Consider the following 16,887-nt stretch of genomic DNA (forward strand, 5'->3'; position numbering starts at 1 on the left):
TTCGTCTTTTCTTGGGCATTAGCGCCCGGGATTTCTTCAACCCAACCCAACCACCAGTCGCCGTCTCTCTTAACGATTGCGGTGAATTCTGCTTTCATAAAGCATAGCCTCGAAGATCAGATGCGTAGAGTATTGCTCTTGCCGGCAAACACTTGAGTAGACAGAGTGTCGGTCCGGTGAGATAGACGGATTCTGCCTAGCTCGGTTGGCGGTTGTTGAGGATGAGCGGTCAACCTGTGCAATGCGGATACCCTGAATCTCTAGGGCGACGCTAGCAGATGGCGGGCGAGCACACAATGTCAGACGGTTCTGGCCCTCACCACCTATCGGTTTTATGTAGCCAGGGCTTCCAGCCCTGGCAAACCAGGCCAGGATGGCCTGGCTGCGCAGGCTTGGAGCGGCTGTTCCGGTTGATTTCGGGAAACCGATAGGTGTTGAGGGTTCTGGCCAGCGGTGATGGACAACTTGGGTGATCGCGCACGGAAGTCGGGTATCAAAGAATCTGCGATACCCTGGTAGGTGCAGCACCCGGAAGGCTACCTGAGGGCACATGCCGGCAAGCGTCTTGCCACGCATGGCCTTGACGACAGGACGGGGTGTCTTGAGCCCCTTGGCAGGCTAGGCAGCATCGAGGACTCGGGGGAGAGGGGGAATTCCGCTGACAGTGTCTGTAACGCGTGATCAAGGCGAGCGTTGAGGCTTTCCATTGGATTGCGGACTCCGACCGCGGCAAGACCAGCAGCTCAATGTAGGGCAGAGCGCCAAGTCAGTTGAATTGGCTGAGTGGCTGATTTGGGTCGTGACTTGTCACCCACGAAACGTGCAACACTTTCCGCAAAGAGGATTCTACGGTCCCAGGCCCTCCCTAGACACAGTGGCAGCTTGTGGCTGACTTGAGCGGGTGCAACCTTGATGCGGGAACCATCGAACAACCGTCTCTTGGCGTCACAGGTCCCACTGCCCGACCGATTGAGCGCTGGGCCGAGCGGCTGCGTCTAGGCTGTTCATTCGCGCGCGGGGAGGTGGTGGACGGCCATTGCTGTGGCGCGGCGCCAGGAGTGCCAAGGGGGAAGCAGCCGGGGAGGAGTTCAGACCGTGGGTGCCGGGCACGCCCGCGGAAGGGCGCGCCCGTGCGCATTGCCTAGAAAGTGTCCATCAATTGTTTCCCGATGCGAGCGATGCAACCTGAAGTCCCCCCTAGCCACCCTTTGCAAAAGGGGGGGGGTTGTTGATGGACGCTTGCCTAGTCGATGATATAGACCTCGACACGACGGTTCTTGCTGCGACCCTCCGCAGTCGCGTTGGTCGCGATTGGACGCGCCGAACCGATGCCCTCGGCCTTGATGCGATCCGCCGCGACACCCCGTTCGGTCAAGGCTTGCTGAACGGCTTGGGCACGCTGTTGGGAGAGATCGAGATTCAGCTCGTCGCTGCCGACGCTGTCCGTGTGACCCTCGATCCGGATTGAAAGCTTGGTCTCTTTGTCCATGAGATCAGCGATGCGGTCCAGGCTTTGCAAATCACCAGCGGGCAGCGTCGCCTGGCCAGGAAGGAAGCGCAGCTCGCTCTCGGCCAGCCGCAGCAAGAGCCCTCGATCCGTATAGGTGCCATTGAGCGCCGCGAAACCGGCCTCGAGTTCGCGCATGCTCTGCAACTCGACCTTGAGTTCGCGCGCCTCGTCTGCTGCGCGGCGGGCAACCTCCAGCTCGTCTTCCAGCTCACCGATGCGCGCCTTGGTCGCTTCGAGTTCGGCACTCGAGCCCGACTCAGCCCCCGCAAGGTCGACGCGCGTCTCCTGCAATTGGGCTTGCACCTCCGCCAGCTGCGTTTTCAGCGCGGCGATTTCGTCGCGCAGAGAGGTCTGAGCCTGCTCAGCCTCGGCACGTTCCTGCTCCAGGCTGGTCTGAAGCGCTGCGACTTGGGCTTGAGCATCCTCGCCCGCGGCTTGAGCGTCGCTGCTCGGCGCTTCCTCCGCCTCAGCCGGGGGGGGTGCCGCCTTCAGCTCGGCCAGCTGCTCTTTGGCAGAGGCCAACTGCGCCTTGGTATCCCCAAGGGTCTCCTCGAGCGCGGTGACTGCCGCCTGATGCTGCAGCTGAAGCGCCTCGCGCACTTCGCTCTCCGCCGCGAGCTGCGCCTGCAGAGCCGCCATCTCCTCCGCCGACTTGCCATCGTCAGCGACATCGGACGCCGCCGCGGCGGTTGCGGCCTCTGCCGCGACCTTGGCCTCATCGAGCTGAGCCTGAACGACCTTGAGTTCAGTCTGGGCCTCGGCCAGCTGCTGCTCCATGGCTGCGTTGCTCGCCTTCATCGCCTCAAGCTCGGCTCTCGATTCCTTCAGCTCGCCATCGGCATTCTTGCACTGTGCCTCGAAGGCCTCGACAACCGGGAGCACGCCAACCTCCTGCGCGGTCCTGAGGAGGTTCTCATCCATCGGCGTGGTGCGTGCCAGCTCGACACGCTCGTTCAAATGGCGCTCCAAGGCCGCGATCTTGGCCTGATGCTCCGCTGCGGCATCGGCGATCGCCTGATTGACCTTACTCAGATCCACCTCAAGCTCAGCGGCATGCTTCTTGGCCTCTTCATAGCTTGCCTCGACCGCTTCAAGGCGCGCCGCGAGTTGGTCCCTCTCGATCGCCTGATCATTAAAGCGCTGCTGCTCGGCCGCAATTTGGGCCGCGTCCATGTCCTTGACATCGGCGATCGCCTTCTCGAGCTTGGCCTTGGCCTGCTCGCCCGCAGCGATCTGCGCCTCCAAACCGGCCTTCTCCTCGGCGTGCTTCTGCTTGAGATCAGCAATCTGCTCACGCACCGCGGACTCGCCCTCTTCCGATTTCAACCGCCGTGATTCGGCCTCTTTGACATCTTGGCGGGTCTGATCGATAAGGGCGTCGCGCTCGGCGAGCTGCGCATAGAGTTGATCGTCGTACCACTCGTAGAGAATGTAGACGCCGAGCAGCAGCAACAGCAGGAAGATGGCGAGAGATTTCCAGAACGAGGAACTGGGATCAGACATCGTGAGCTCCTTGGGGTACGAGGTCGACAGCGCGGGGGCGTCTGTCGGCGGATGCTTTGATTAGGCGATTTCTGTCAAATCCATAGCCGCTGACTTGTTTCGAGGCCCGCCTTCCCTGTCGCACCGGCGCTCCTTGAAGGCAAACCTCGATCCGGCGTGCTCTGCTATGAGATTTTCCGCAATCGCTTTATGCTCTTTTGGCGACGAATGATGCCCGTGCAGCGCAAGATTTGGAACCCTAAGATCGGCGTTCGCCTATTGCAGCCCCACCGCGGTCATCGCCTGCTGCGCGATCTCGAGTTCTTCGTTGGTCGGAATCACCAGGACCTTGACCTCTCCCCTGCTCGCACTGATACAGCGCTCGCCCCGCGCATCGGCTGCCGCGTTGGCTGCGTCGTCGATCAGAATGCCGAACCGCTGGAGGCCCTCGCAGGCCGCAGCGCGAATCCTCACGGAGTTCTCGCCGATCCCGCCGGTGAAGACCAGGGCATCGACCTGGCCAAGCTCGGCGTAGTAGGCACCGATGTATTTCTTGAGGCGATGTACCGTGACCCCGATGGCAAGCTCCGCCCGCGCATCGCCCGCAGCGGCGAGACGGTCGATCTCGCGCATATCATTGACGCCGCAGATGCCGAGCAGACCGCTCTCGCGGTTCAGCAGGCGATCCACCTGATCGGCGTCCAGGCCGAGATGCTTGCTGAGGTAGATGAGGACGGCCGGATCGATGTCGCCGCAGCGGGTCCCCATCACCAGCCCCTCGAGCGGCGTCAGTCCCATGGAGGTGTCCGCGCAGGCGCCAGCGCGAATCGCCGCCGCGCTGGCGCCATTGCCTAGATGCAGGGTGATGAGATTGCACTGGCTCAAGGGCTTGTCGAGCACAGCTGCCGCGCGCTTCGCGACATAGAGATGCGAGGTGCCGTGGAAGCCGTAGCGCCGAATGCGATGCTCGGTATAGAGATGCTCCGGGATGGCGTAGCGGTAGGCGCTCGGCGCCATCGTCTGGTGGAAGGCGGTATCGAAGACGGCCACGGAGGGCACCCTGGGAAAGAGCCGGCGCGCCACCTCGATGCCGGCGAGATGCCCCGGATTGTGCAGCGGCGCCAGGGGAATCACGTCGCGAATGGCCTCCACCACGGCGTCGTCGACGATCACGGGCTTGTTGAAGTGGGGGCCGCCGTGGACGACGCGATGGCCGATTGCGGCCAACTCAGAGACGTCGGCAAGCGCCCCATTGTCACGCAAGCAGGCGACGATGTTGTCGATGCCCTCGGCGTGCGTCGGGATGGGACGCGTTTCCTGATAGGTGTCCTGACTCCCGTCCGGCGTCAGCCATTTGTGCTTGACCTCGCCCTCGGCCTCGCCGATGCGGGCCACCATGCCGTTGGCAATGGATTGCCAATCATGGCTGCGAAAGAGCTGGTACTTGATCGAGGAGCTGCCTGAGTTGAGAACCAAGACCTTCATTGCGCAACCTCCTCATGCTGGGCGTCGCTCTCGGCCTGAGCCTGGATCGCGGTGATGGCGACGGTGTTGACGATGTCGGTCACGGTACAGCCACGGCTGAGGTCGTTGACCGGCTTGTTGAGCCCCTGCAGCACGGGGCCAATGGCGACCGCGCCCGCGCTGCGCTGCACGGCCTTGTAGGTGTTATTGCCCGTATTGAGGTCGGGGAAGATCAGCACGGTGGCGCGGCCGGCGACCTCGCTGCCCGGCATCTTGGAGCGGCCGACCTCCATGTCGACCGCTGCGTCGTATTGGATGGGCCCCTCGAGCTTCAAGCTGGGACTGCGCTCACGGGCGATGGCTACCGCCTGGCGCACGCGCTCGACGTCAGCGCCCTTGCCCGAGCTACCGCTGGAGTAGGACAGCATGGCGATGCGCGGCTCGATGCCGAAGGAGGCGGCCGTCGCGGCGGACGTGATGGCGATGTCGGCAAGCTCCTCGGCGCTCGGATTCGGGTTCACCGCACAGTCGCCATAGACCAGCACCCGATCCGGTAGGCACATGAAAAAGACGCTGGAGACCAGCTTCACGTCGGGCTTGGTCTTGACCGTCTCGAAGGACGGTCGAATGGTGTGCTGAGTGGTGTGTACCGCGCCGGACACCATGCCGTCGGCGTCACCGACATAGACCATGAGGGTGCCGAAGTAGCTGACGTCTTCCAGCACGTCGTGCGCCATCTGCTCCGAGATCCCCTTGTGTTTGCGCAGCTCGTAGTAGACGGCGGCGTAGCGGTCGCGATCCGGAGAGGTCGCCGGATCGATGATCTGGATGTCGTCGAGCTTGAGGCCCAGCTCGCCGATCCGCCGGCGAATCTTGTCCGGGTCGCCGAGCAGCACGAGATCGGCCACCTGGCGCAGGGTGAGAATCTCCGCCGCGCGCAGGATGCGCTCGTCGCTGCCCTCGGGCAGCACGATACGCTGACGCCGCGCCTTGGCCCGACGGATCAGCTCGTACTCGAACATCAGCGGCGTCACGCGGTCATGGTGATGAATAGCCACATGCCCGCGCAGCTCTTCGACGTCGACCCGGCTTTCGAAGAGACCCAGGGCCGCGGCGATCTTACGGTCATCGCCGGGGAGGATGGTTGCCTCGATTCGATTGACGTTCATCGCCGTCGTAAAGGTGTCTTGGGGAACTTGCAGGATGGCGACCTTGGTCCGGCGCAGCCCCTCGATCAGTCGCTGCACCTTCTCGGCGGGCCGAATACCCCCGGTCAAGAGCAGACCCGCGACCCGTGGAAAGGCGGAGGAGGCATCAGCGGCGAGGCTGGTCACGATGATGTCCGAGCGGTCCCCCGGCGTGATGATGAGACAGCCGTCCTCGACATAGTTGAGGAAGTCTGGGATCTCCATGGCCGCGATCTTGTAGTTGGTCACGACCTGATTCATGGCGTCGCCCTCACCATAGAGTGACTCGGCATTCAACACCTGCCGAATTTCACCAACGGTTGGCATGCCGAGCGCGGGCTGCTCCGGAAAGACGTAGATCTTCTCCGTCTCGGTCAGCAACTGCTGCGCGCGTACCTCGACGGCATCCATGGATTCAGGTGCGACACCATTGATAATGGTCGCAATGAAGTCACTGCCGCGCTCGCGCATCAACTCGTGGGCAATGTTCAGGGAATCTGCGGCCTCGTGAGGCGAGCGCCCGAACCCCTTGACCACGACCACCATGCCGCAACCGAAGTTGTTCGCCAGATCGGCGTTGAAGCCGAATTCCAGTGAAGGGATGAGCCCGTTGTAGTCCGTGCCTGCGCAAACGACGATATCGCAGCGCTCCTCAAGCATCTTGAACTTGTTCATGATGAGCTTGAGCAACTCTTCGTAGTGCCCGCTTCCGATGAGCTGGCGCGCGGTCTCCACGGTGCAGCCGTAGAGCATCTCTGGCGGAAAAGGAAGCTCGTAGCGGCTGCGGATCAAGGCCGTGAGGTTATCGGGCTCTGCCCCCCTCGGTGCAAAGGGTCGAAAAAAGCCGACCCTGCGGTTCACGGCCGAGAGCATCTCCATAATTCCGAGAACAACAACGGACTTGCCACTGCCTGAGCCGGCACCGGCGATATAGATGCTTTGCATGGATCTCTCTCTTCAGGAACGAACGGCAAACTGAGGTGCAATGCTGCGCTGCAGAAAAATAACAGATATTTCCGGAAAAAGGGGCACGGCTTGATGACAAGGACTCGGAGAACATCGCCGGATCGACGAAACTGACCTCACCCAGAAAGTCCAAACCCAGGTGGATTCGTCCCCCGACGGGGATCCGACGCCTTGTAGGCGCCACCAAGACGGTCCACTCCAAGCTAGCCCGCGAGGTGCCTGAGAACCACCGAGCGAACGTGGTTAGAAGACACGCGAGACCCGCCAGTCCCCAAAGCTCTCGGTGAGATAGGCCTTGCTGACGATATAGCTCAGCGCATTGCGCAAACGGTAGAAGCCGATCACAGAGTCCAGACGCAGGACCTCGCGACCGCGCTCATCGAAGAAAAGAATCGCGGGCGCATAGAAGAGCCCGAGATCGGCCGCCCACTGGCGGGCCGTGGTGCGCTCGCCGGCGGGCGTGACGATCGGCGTATCCGACCACATGTCGAGCTGCACGCTGTCGAACTCATCAAAGCGACGATTGATGGCGGACGCCCTGAGCACCTGTCCATGAAGGACATCGCAGGGATGACAGTCGCCCTGCTCGAAGAAGACGGCCAGAGGCCGCTTGGCGGGATAGCGACGGTCCAGATTGAAGGGCGGCGGCGCAAAAAAGGGCTCTTCGTTCATGTCCTCGGCGTCGAAAACCATGCGATTGTCGCCGCGTGCCAGATATTCCCGAAAGGACTCACGCTTGTAGTGGCCATCCGCGACGTATTCGAGCGCCGCACGGAACTGATAAGGGGGGTAGTAGCCGCGCAGCCTGAGCGCAATCTCGCCCTCCGCATCGATGAAGAGGATGGCGGGCGTGAAGTCCATGTCCTGCGAACGCGCCCAGTCTCGCTCGGTCATGACGCCACCGGAAAGGGTCGTGACCTCATCCACACCCCAGATGTCGATGGGCACGAGATCGAAGTGTCGGCGGCTGTACTCGACGATGTCCTGAAGGCCGAAATTGACCTTGATGAGCTGATGACAATAGGGGCAGCGCTTTTGGCCGAAGTAGACCATGAGCCCCTGCTTGCCGGCGCCGAGGGCTTCATCGAGATCAGCCGGAATATCGAGGAAGCTCTGCTTGAACCAGCTCGGATACTGCAAGATCTCCTCGCGCGGAAAATCGTCGAAGTCGAGGGCATCCAGATCGGCCTGACTCGGATCCGCCGCCTGGACAGCCAAGGGCCAGCCAAGGCCGGCCGAGACCAGCAGGACTGTTAGCAAGACAATAAGGGGCATGCCATCCTCCCTCTTGCGCGGGTAAAAGGTTTCGCACAGGCGATCTTTGCGCTGCCCGGCGCCGGTGCCAAACAAAATCACAGCGCCTCATGCTCCAGCACACGCATGGCCAAGAAGAGCGCGGCAATGGATCTGGCCTCATCGAAGTCGTCGCGCGCCAGCAAGGCATCGATCTCGTCCAAGCGCCAGGGCACGACCTCGATCTGCTCCGGCTCATCCCCGGGTAAGCAGCTGGGGTAGAGGTCTCTCGCCAGAAGGATCAGACTATGGTGCTGGATATACCCAGGCACGATCGAGAGACGGTGGATGATCTGCAAGTCTCGAGCACCATAGCCAATCTCCTCTTGGATCTCGCGGTTGGCTGCGCTCAGCGGATCCTCGCCGCGCTCGACCACACCCTTGGGCAGCCCAAGCTCGTAACGCTCGCTGCCCGCACCATACTCGCGGATGAGCAGGACCGTATCCGGATCCAACATGGGTACAATCAGCACAGAGTCGGCGCCGCCGGGCACGCGTTCATAGGTTCGCCGGCTGCCGTTCGAGAATTCCAGGTCGATCTCCTCGACCCGAAAAAGACGGCTCTGGGCGACGAGCCGCCGCTCGAGGATCTTGGGCTTGGTCCGCATGAGCGGCTCCTAATTTGGACGACTAGGCATGACAGTGATACGCGAGCAACTCGATTGGAGCCAAATCGACAGCGTCTTTCTCGACATGGACGGAACCCTGCTCGATCTGCACTTCGATAACCATTTCTGGTTGGAGCACGTCCCGCGCCGCTATGCAGAGGCACGCGGACTCTCACTGGACGAGGCCAAGGCGGAACTCATCCCGCGCTATCGTAATATCGAGGGCACGCTGAGCTGGTACTGCGTCGACCATTGGAGCCGTGAGCTGGGACTGGATATCGTCCTGCTCAAGCAGGAGGTCGAGCACCTCATCGCCGTTCACCCGCACGTCATGGACTTCCTGGAATGGCTGGCCGCCAGCGGAAAACGGCGTGTTCTCGTGACCAATGCCCACCAGAAGACACTCGACTTCAAGCTCCAGCGCACCCCGCTGGCGGGACATCTCGAGCGCGCGATTACCTCACACGAGCTGGGCGTTGCCAAGGAATCCGCGGCGTTCTGGCCCAGATTCCATGCCATCGAGCCCTTCGACCCCCAACGCACGCTCTTCGTCGACGACAACCTCAGCGTCCTCGAGAGCGCGCGGCGCTATGGCTTCCGCTGGCTGCTCGCCATCAGGGAGCCGGACTCCCAAAAGCCCAGACGCGAGATCGACGCCTTCCCGGCCATCAACAATTTCTCCGAGCTGCTCCCCCTGCCACGCGACTGAGCAACAGCGACCGAAGCATCCCACTAGAATCCTTGAGGGCGCAAAATGCTTGCAGATGCGTCAAGTTTCGATGAAGCCTCCGACCATCCAAGGCCCTCGGTATCGGTATCGGTATCGGTATCGGTATCGGTATCGAACCGACGATAGCGATCCCGATGGCACGACTCCTCGGTCTGAGGCGAAGCCTCGCTCGCGTTAGCGCGCAACAGCCTCGCCGCTGGGGCGATCTCAGTCCACGGCCTCCGGGCTCGACTGCGTCAGGGCACCTTGCGACTCGGCCGCCGCAGCCGGCTTCCGGCGCCTGCGCCGCCGCTTGCGCTTAACCTCAGCTTCGCCTTCGGCCGGCGTCGCCTCGGCCGCCGACACCTGGGGCTGCGCGCCGGACGGGGGGCTGGTCAGTGCCGCCTGCTCACCGCTTGGGCGCTTGCCGCGACGCCTCGGCTTAGGCCTGGAGCTTGGAGCAGCGTCCGTTGTCGGCGCCACCTCAACCGGTTCGACCAATGCCGGCGCTGTGGAGGCTTCGACGGCGCCCGCGCTTGGCCGCGCCTCGGCCTTCGTCTCCCGATCCTTGGGGCGGCCACGACCGCGTTCTTCGCGCTCGCCGCGCTCCGCGGTGCGACGCCTGGGCTTGCCTTTCTCCCGACGGTCCTCGCGATCGGCCCTGTCGGGACGCAAGCGACTCCTGGGGTCGACTTCCGCGAGCAGTTCTGAGTCCACGGGCAGGACTGGAATCTTGGCACCGATGAACGCCTCGATGTCCGGCAGACAGAAGGCATAGGTCTCGCAGACGAATCCGATGGCATCGCCCGCCGCCCCAGCTCGCGCCGTCCGGCCGATGCGATGGACATAGTCCTCCGGGTCTTCCGGCAGGTCATAGTTGACCACATGGGTCACGTCCGGAATGTGCAGACCACGAGCAGCCACATCCGTTCCCACGAGAACCGGCAGCGCGCCCTGGGTAAAGTCCTTGAGCAGCTTGAGACGCTTCTTCTGGGGCACATCGCCGGAGAGCACGGCCGTGTTGATACCGTTGCCCTGCAGATAGCCCCAAACCCGGTCTGCCTCCCGCTTGGTATTGACGAAGACGATGATGCGGCCGTCGGGCCAGCCACGCACCAACCCGACGAGCAGCGGGATCTTCTCCTCGTTGGAGGTCATGTAGCAGCACTGGCGCACGCGATCGGCGGTGACTTGCTCGGCCTCGATCTTGATCAGCTGCGGATGATTCATGTGCTCGTAGGCGAGTTCGGTGACCCGGTAGGACAGGGTGGCCGAAAAGAGCATCCCTTGGCGCGCCTCGACCTCTGGCATGCGACGCAGGAGATAGCGAATATCCTTGATGAAGCCGAGATCGAACATGCGATCGGCCTCGTCCAGCACCACCGCCTCGATGGCATTGAGATCGAAGACCTTCTGCTTGTAATAGTCGATCAGTCGCCCCGGCGTTCCGATGAGAACATCGATGCCCGCCGCCAGCTCATCGCGCTGCTGTTGGTAGCCCGTGCCGCCGTAGACGACCATGGTGCGCAGCCCGGTGTGCCGACCGAGCAGCTGCGTATCCGCATGAATCTGGACCGCCAGTTCTCGCGTCGGCGCAAGGATGAGGGCGCGCGGACGGCAGCGCCCCTCGGCCTGCTGCGCCGGCCGGCTCAGCAGGCGCTGCATCACGACCAGCAGAAAGGCGGCGGTCTTTCCCGTTCCGGTCTGGGCCTGACCCGCGACATCGCGCCCTTCGAGGGCAATCGGCAGTGTCTCGGCTTGGATGGGGGTGCAGTGCGTGAAGCCGGCATCTGCGAGGCCAGTCAGAATCCGCTGATCCAGCGCGAAGCTGTCGAAGCGGGTCTGGGTGAGGTGTGTATCTGTCATTCAGCTAGGCGTCCGTATTGGCTTTCGATTGGGATGATGAGCCTCGCGGACGAGCAAGGCTTGCAAATTATCTTGGCTTTGGATCAAATAGCATCTTACTCAAGGGCACATACCAACGCCAATCAGCCCGCCCGCACCTCGCCCAGCCCGCGACACACCTCTGCGGCTTGTCTCACGCCCTCTATACTACAACCCAAGAAAACAACTGATGGGAGACGACTTCAGTGAGCGATAGCATCGTCCACGTGACCGATGACTCTTTTGAAGACGAGGTTCTCAAATCCGCCGAGCCTGTTTTGGTCGATTACTGGGCCGACTGGTGCGGCCCCTGCAAGATGATCGCCCCCGTCCTGGATGAGATCGCCGGCGAATATGCGGGTCGCATCAAGGTCGCGAAGCTCAACATCGATGAGAACCCCGGCACCCCGCCACGCTACGGCATTCGCGGCATCCCAACGCTGATGCTCTTCCGTGGCGGCGAGGTCGAAGCAACCAAGGTCGGCGCTGTTTCCAAGTCACAGCTGACCGCCTTCATCGACAGCAACCTCTGACTCAGCCCACACCCGGCCTGACGACCTTGGCCCCTCAGGGCCTCCAGGAGGACCCGACTTAAGCCCAACCGACACGGGGCGCCCATAGTGGCGCCCTCTCTCCGGCAGGCTGCCGCTCCCCAGTCGCATTCCCCCGCGACTTCGTTCCTACACCGGGCGCTGCCTACCAGCCACGACCTCTGTCTTACGAAAACCGTGATGAATCTAACCGAGCTCAAGAAGATGCCTGTGCCCAAGCTGGTCGCACTGGCACAATCAATGGAAATCGAAGGTGTTGGACGCTCTCGCAAACAGGATTTGATCTTCGCCATCCTCAAGGCACAGGCCAAAAAGGGTGAGGACATCTATGGCGATGGCGTGCTCGAGATCTTGTCGGACGGCTTCGGCTTCTTGCGCTCCGCGGACGCATCCTATCTCGCCGGACCGGATGACATCTACGTCTCACCCAGCCAGATCCGACGCTTCGCGCTCCGCACCGGCGACACCATCTCCGGCAAGATCCGGCCACCGAAGGACGGCGAGCGCTATTTCGCGTTACTGAAGGTCTCCGACATCAACTTCGACAAGCCAGAGAACGCTAAGTCGAAGATTCTGTTCGAGAACTTTACCCCGCTCTTCGCTCAGAAGCGCCTCACGCTCGAGATCGGCAACGGCAGCACCGAGGACATCACCGCCCGGACCATCGACCTGGTCGCCCCCATCGGCAAGGGTCAGCGCGGCCTCATCGTCTCGCCGCCCAAAGCTGGTAAGACCATGATGTTGCAGAACATCGCGCAGTCGATTGGACACAATCATCCGGACTGCTACCTCATGGTCCTGCTGATCGACGAGCGTCCGGAAGAGGTCACCGAGATGTCGCGCTCGGTGCGCGGCGAGGTCATCTCATCCACCTTCGACGAGCCCGCGACCCGCCACGTTCAGGTCGCCGAGATGGTCATCGAGAAGGCCAAGCGCTTGGTCGAGCACAAGCTTGACGTCGTCATCCTACTGGACTCCATCACCCGGCTGGCGCGCGCCTACAACACCGTGGTGCCGTCCTCGGGGAAGGTCCTGACGGGCGGCGTCGACGCCAACGCCTTGCAGCGGCCGAAGCGTTTCTTCGGCGCCGCGCGCAACGTCGAGGAAGGCGGCAGCCTGACGATCCTGGCAACGGCACTGGTCGACACCGGATCGCGCATGGACGACGTCATCTACGAGGAGTTCAAGGGCACCGGCAACATGGAGATCCACATGGATCGGCGCATCGCAGAGCGCCGCATCTTCCCTTCGATTAACATCAACCGCTCCGGCACGCGTCGCGAGGAACTGCTGATGGGGCAGGCGGAGCTGCAGAAGATGTGGATCCTGCGCAAGATCCTGCACCCCATGGACGAGCTGGCGGCCATGGAATTCCTCCACGACAAGCTCAAGGCGACCAAGACCAACGACGAGTTCTTCTCCTCCATGAAGGGCTGAGACCAGATCCACACCCCCGCGGCGCGCCTTGGCACGGTAGAGCTTGCTGTCGACCGAGTCGATAAAGCGCCCCGGGTCTCTCCGGCGTGCTCGCTCGCCCCGCCGCTCCTGATCACTCGCAGGTCCTAGAGCGCGCGCAGCAGCCTTAGAGGCTGCCTGAATATTGCAATCGCCCGAGCTGTAGGGGCGAATTCATTCGCCCTCTCGCCAGTGTCAAGGACGACTAAAGTCGCCCCGAGGTCTGTCAGACAGCCTCTTAAGCAGTGAAGGCACGACTGAGCTCGGTGTCTTCGTAGAGCCAGCTCCAAAAACAGCCTACAGCATGCTTAAGGTGCTGAAACGCCCCCCAAGCACAGCCTGACTCTCGATCCCCCACCAGCGCTCGAGAACGGTGGCGTAGAGACCGCGAAAATCCAGGGTGAAGCGGGGGTTGCCATTGCCGTCCAGGTCGGCCAGATTCGGCGCCGCGCCCTGGAATCCGCCCTTGACCCGTCCGCCCAGCGCAAACTGGACACTCGCGGTGCCGTGGTCGGTGCCGCCATTGGCGTTCTGCCGAGGCCGGCGCCCGAATTCGGAATAGGTGAGGATCAGGCTGTCGTTCCAGACGCCCAGTTCCTTCAAGCCCGCCCGCAGGCTCGGGAGACCTGCGGCCAGCGACTTGAACAGCCGGGCCTGGGTCGGTGCCTGCCGGATGTGCGTGTCGAATCCGCCCAGGCTCAGATGCACCACGCGCAGCCCGGTGCGCTCGCGACTGGCGATGACCTCGCAGGCGGTCCGGACCGACCGGCCAAGCGCATCGTCAGGGAAGGCGGTCTGAAGAACCGGCCCGCGTTTCATCTGATCGGCCGCGCGGCGGATGCTGTTTTCCACCTCGACGACATGCCGCAACGCGGGCTGCGCGGGCAGTGTCGACGGCGGCACCCCCAGTCGCTGCGCCTGTCGTCGAAACTGCCCAAGATTGGCCAGTGTGATCACCCGCGCCTGCCCTCCCATCAAGCTTCCCGCGTCATCGCCACCGACGACGATCGCGTCGATACTCGCGTCGGCGGGCCTAGGAGCAGCGACGCAGGCGCGATCCAGCCACCCGCTGGTCAAGACTTCATCGCTGCTCGAAGCCGTTTCCCAAATGTCCATCGAACGGAAATGGGAGAGATTGGGATCGGGATAGCCCAGCCCCCGGATGATGGCCAGCTCACGCGCCTCCCAGAGACTCAGCAAGGGCGCCAATTGTGGATGCAGCCCTTCCTGTTCGCTGAGTTTGACCACCTGGTCGCGGTCGATGGCCAGCTCCGGACGGAGTTCGGAATAGCGCGGATCGGCGTATGGAATCAGGGTATTGAATCCATCGTTTCCGCCTTTTAGCGCGATCAGGATCAGCAGGCGCGCATCGCTCGGGCGTGCAGCCTGACTCAAGGCCGATGGCAAGCATCCCAGCGTGCCCAGTGCCAGACCGGTCCGCAGAAAGGTGCGACGCTTCATCGTTCGACCACTCCCGCTTATTTCAATTGATAGACAGGATCCAGCAACAGCCCCTGGACGAACTGGATCGGCGGCAGACTGGCGGCTGGCTGTCTCAGGGGCGGCAAGGGCAGCAGCAATTGCCTGGCCCGCGTGCGCCAGGCGTCTCCAGCATCCAAGGCTTTGACCCAGGTTTGAATCCGAAAATCCAAGGGTCGCTCCGACAGGCTCATACCTCCGCCACCCTGGCGCGCGATGCGGATCGCCTCGGGATCTGGCCGCTGTGCCCGCGACCATTGGCGCACCACCTCCTGCCGTAACAGCAGGGTGCGGGCGTCGAGCCAGGTCTCGCCGCCCGGCCAGCCTTGCACGTTGGGGGGCGCGAAGAGCTGCTGTCCCAATTGAGCCGACACCCGTGCCACACGCGCCGGGTCAATGGGAGTGATGTCGAGTTGACGCTGAATCCCGGTCAGGAATTCCACGGGGGATTTGATCAAGGCGCCGCGATTGCCTGACGACCAGAAGGCCGATGAGTTCAACAGGGCGCGCATGAGCGCTTTGATCTCATAAGCGTTCTGTCGAAACAGCTCGGCGATGCGCCGGACCTCGGCCGCGTCGGGCGCGGGCGAGATGAATTCACGCCAGAGCTTGCGGGTGATCGTCAGGGCAGTTTCCGGTCGCTCGAGCAGCAGATCGAGCACCTGATCGCCGTCGAGGCGTCCGCGCCGACCGAAGAGGGTCTTGATGCCGTTGTCGTGCCAGCCGGGCCGGAAGTGGACGGTACCGAGCTTGCGGTCGAGGCTCCAGCCGGTGAAGGCGCGCGCGGCCTCCTTGATATCCGCTTCGCTGTAATGGCCCTCGCCCAGGGTGAAGAGTTCCATGACCTCGCGGGCGAAATTCTCGTTCGGCCGCGCCTTGCGGCTCACCGCGCCATCCAGGTAGATCAGCATCGCCGGATCCTTGGCGATCTCGTGCAGCAGGGCGTCGAAGCGGCCCAGGGCCTGTGCGCGCAGCAGGACGTTCTGACGGTACATGAGCACGGGGGATCTCACCTTGGTGATCGCAGAGGTGAAGTGCCCGTGCCAGAACAAGGTCATGCGCTCAGTCAGCGGCGAGGGCGTCACGCGCATCTCGGTCAACCACCATTGGCGCAAAGCGGCTTCTTGCTTGCGCTGGGTCTCGCGGCGTTGGCGCCGTTCGTCGTCGCTCAAATCCTTTGCCGCCACGGGCGGTGGATAGCTGGCGACCCAGTCGGGCGGAGGCGTGCTCGCCTGGACGCGCGTCTCGGCGAGCAGGCGATCAATGGCCGCGCCGCGGGACAGGGCCGCGAAGCGCTGAACCTCGGCCCAGGTCGGCCCAAACCCGGTGCGCGCCAGCAGATGACGGGCGTCGTCGCTGCCCATTCCGGCGGCAAGGACGCCGCCACTCTGGACGACGAAGCACAGGAAGCCAAAAATAGAAATCGTGTTAATTCGCATCAACTGGCCTCGCCACCGAACGAGAACGACCTTCCACTGAGGGTTCGCCGACTTGACGCCACCGCATCTCGGCCAGTGGATCAAATCATAATCCTATCGCGCCCGCCTTCTTTGGCACGGTAGAGCTTGGTGTCAGCCGAGTCGATGAAGGCATCCAGGGTGCCGCCATCATACTCACTGACACCACCGCTGATGGTGACCTCCATGCCCTGGTAGGGCCAGTCTTCATGCTTCAGGGCAATGCGGATGCGATCTGCCGCCTCACGGGCCTGGCCAACAGTTGAATTGGGGAGAATGACGAGGAATTCTTCGCCGCCATAGCGGCCCGCGATGTCCACCTCGCGCAGGCAGCGCTTGAGCACGACGCTAACCCGGATCAGCACCTCGTCGCCGGCACGATGACCCAAGGTGTCATTGATCCTCTTGAAGTAGTCGAGATCGAAGAGAATGATCGACAGCGCATAGCCATACCGCTGCACCAGCTCGATCTCCCTCGCAAGCCTTTGATAGAGAAAGCGCCTGTTGAAAAGGCCCGTCAGCGCATCCGTCTGAGAGGCCGCTCGCAACTCCTCCTGGATCGCCTTGAGTTCGGAGACGTCGACCAAGGTCACCAGTTGACCGGTCGTCCCGGAGAAGCGCAGCGAGGTGGCGGAAATGAGTGCCCAGCGCTCGCGGCCATCGAGGTCGGGCAAGCGGACCTCTTCGCGCACATCAGGCGTCCGCGACAAACCGCGAGCGTAGAGCCTGAGCCAGGTATCACTGATCAAACGACCAGATGCGTCCGGGTGCGACCAGAAGTGATGCACATGGCTCGACTGTCATGCCGTTTGCTTGATCACGTCTTGCCAGTACGACTCCCA

General features: G+C 62.7%; 12 protein-coding genes. 3 read left to right on the top strand and 9 right to left on the bottom strand.

Going from position 1 to position 16,887, the window contains the following annotated elements:
- Nucleotides 1-1,243: 1,243 nt before the first annotated feature.
- The 5 genes from G3480_RS27945 to nudE form a co-directional block, all read right to left on the bottom strand.
- Nucleotides 1,244-3,013: an OmpA family protein gene (locus G3480_RS27945; protein WP_206171806.1), complete on the bottom strand. Its 1,770-nt coding sequence runs from the start codon at nt 3,011-3,013 to the stop codon at nt 1,244-1,246.
- A gap of 255 nt (nt 3,014-3,268) precedes the next feature.
- Nucleotides 3,269-4,477 (bottom strand): acetate/propionate family kinase, encoded by a 1,209-nt coding sequence (locus G3480_RS20155; protein WP_164655688.1) that lies wholly within the window; start codon nt 4,475-4,477, stop codon nt 3,269-3,271.
- A complete protein-coding gene (gene pta, locus G3480_RS20160; protein WP_164655689.1) occupies nt 4,474-6,588 on the bottom strand; it encodes a phosphate acetyltransferase in 2,115 nt (704 codons plus the stop codon). Before pta ends, G3480_RS20155 begins: the two co-directional genes overlap by 4 nt.
- 264 nt (nt 6,589-6,852) lie before the next feature.
- On the bottom strand, nt 6,853-7,884 hold the full coding sequence (locus G3480_RS20165) for a thioredoxin family protein (protein WP_164655690.1): 1,032 nt from the start codon (nt 7,882-7,884) through the stop codon (nt 6,853-6,855).
- Between the two features lie 77 nt (nt 7,885-7,961).
- On the bottom strand, nt 7,962-8,510 hold the full coding sequence (gene nudE / locus G3480_RS20170) for an ADP compounds hydrolase NudE (RefSeq protein ID WP_164655691.1): 549 nt from the start codon (nt 8,508-8,510) through the stop codon (nt 7,962-7,964).
- 28 nt (nt 8,511-8,538) lie between these two features.
- Here nudE and yrfG point away from each other — a divergent pair, with 28 nt between their 5' ends.
- Nucleotides 8,539-9,219, top strand: coding sequence for a GMP/IMP nucleotidase (gene yrfG, locus G3480_RS20175; RefSeq protein WP_164655692.1), 681 nt, complete (start codon nt 8,539-8,541; stop codon nt 9,217-9,219).
- 228 nt (nt 9,220-9,447) lie between these two features.
- Here yrfG and G3480_RS20180 read toward each other — a convergent pair whose 3' ends face one another.
- Nucleotides 9,448-11,085, bottom strand: a complete 1,638-nt coding sequence (locus tag G3480_RS20180; protein ID WP_164655693.1) for a DEAD/DEAH box helicase — start codon at nt 11,083-11,085, stop codon at nt 9,448-9,450.
- 224 nt (nt 11,086-11,309) lie between these two features.
- Here G3480_RS20180 and trxA point away from each other — a divergent pair, with 224 nt between their 5' ends.
- Together trxA and rho are read left to right on the top strand one after the other, a co-directional pair.
- On the top strand, nt 11,310-11,636 hold the full coding sequence (gene trxA / locus G3480_RS20185) for a thioredoxin TrxA (protein ID WP_164655694.1): 327 nt from the start codon (nt 11,310-11,312) through the stop codon (nt 11,634-11,636).
- Between the two features lie 198 nt (nt 11,637-11,834).
- Nucleotides 11,835-13,091, top strand: a complete 1,257-nt coding sequence (gene rho, locus G3480_RS20190; RefSeq protein WP_164655695.1) for a transcription termination factor Rho — start codon at nt 11,835-11,837, stop codon at nt 13,089-13,091.
- A gap of 315 nt (nt 13,092-13,406) precedes the next feature.
- Here rho and G3480_RS20195 read toward each other — a convergent pair whose 3' ends face one another.
- From G3480_RS20195 to G3480_RS20205, 3 genes are all read right to left on the bottom strand, one after another.
- Nucleotides 13,407-14,570 carry a DUF1501 domain-containing protein gene (locus tag G3480_RS20195; protein WP_164655696.1) on the bottom strand — a complete coding sequence of 388 codons (1,164 nt, stop codon included), beginning with the start codon at nt 14,568-14,570 and terminating at the stop codon, nt 13,407-13,409.
- A gap of 17 nt (nt 14,571-14,587) precedes the next feature.
- Complete coding sequence (locus tag G3480_RS20200; RefSeq protein WP_206171807.1) at nt 14,588-16,027, bottom strand: DUF1800 domain-containing protein; 1,440 nt, start codon at nt 16,025-16,027, stop codon at nt 14,588-14,590.
- Between the two features lie 80 nt (nt 16,028-16,107).
- Nucleotides 16,108-16,737: a GGDEF domain-containing protein gene (locus tag G3480_RS20205; protein ID WP_338114188.1), complete on the bottom strand. Its 630-nt coding sequence runs from the start codon at nt 16,735-16,737 to the stop codon at nt 16,108-16,110.
- Between the last annotated feature and the right edge of the window lie 150 nt (nt 16,738-16,887).

Source organism: Thiorhodococcus mannitoliphagus, assembly GCF_010915725.1.
GTDB classification, from domain to species: Bacteria; Pseudomonadota; Gammaproteobacteria; order Chromatiales; family Chromatiaceae; genus Thiorhodococcus; species Thiorhodococcus mannitoliphagus.

Excerpts from the sequence above, each read along its gene's own strand:
- G3480_RS20180 (WP_164655693.1), bottom strand. The coding sequence starts at position 11,085 with ATGACAGATACACACCTCACCCAGACCCGCTTCGACAGCTTCGCGCTG.
- nudE (WP_164655691.1), bottom strand. The coding sequence starts at position 8,510 with ATGCGGACCAAGCCCAAGATCCTCGAGCGGCGGCTCGTCGCCCAGAGC.
- G3480_RS20195 (WP_164655696.1), bottom strand. The coding sequence starts at position 14,570 with ATGAAGCGTCGCACCTTTCTGCGGACCGGTCTGGCACTGGGCACGCTG.
- rho (WP_164655695.1), top strand. The coding sequence starts at position 11,835 with ATGAATCTAACCGAGCTCAAGAAGATGCCTGTGCCCAAGCTGGTCGCA.
- G3480_RS20165 (WP_164655690.1), bottom strand. The coding sequence starts at position 7,884 with ATGCCCCTTATTGTCTTGCTAACAGTCCTGCTGGTCTCGGCCGGCCTT.
- pta (WP_164655689.1), bottom strand. The coding sequence starts at position 6,588 with ATGCAAAGCATCTATATCGCCGGTGCCGGCTCAGGCAGTGGCAAGTCC.
- yrfG (WP_164655692.1), top strand. The coding sequence starts at position 8,539 with ATGACAGTGATACGCGAGCAACTCGATTGGAGCCAAATCGACAGCGTC.
- G3480_RS20200 (WP_206171807.1), bottom strand. The coding sequence starts at position 16,027 with ATGCGAATTAACACGATTTCTATTTTTGGCTTCCTGTGCTTCGTCGTC.
- G3480_RS20155 (WP_164655688.1), bottom strand. The coding sequence starts at position 4,477 with ATGAAGGTCTTGGTTCTCAACTCAGGCAGCTCCTCGATCAAGTACCAG.
- G3480_RS27945 (WP_206171806.1), bottom strand. The coding sequence starts at position 3,013 with ATGTCTGATCCCAGTTCCTCGTTCTGGAAATCTCTCGCCATCTTCCTG.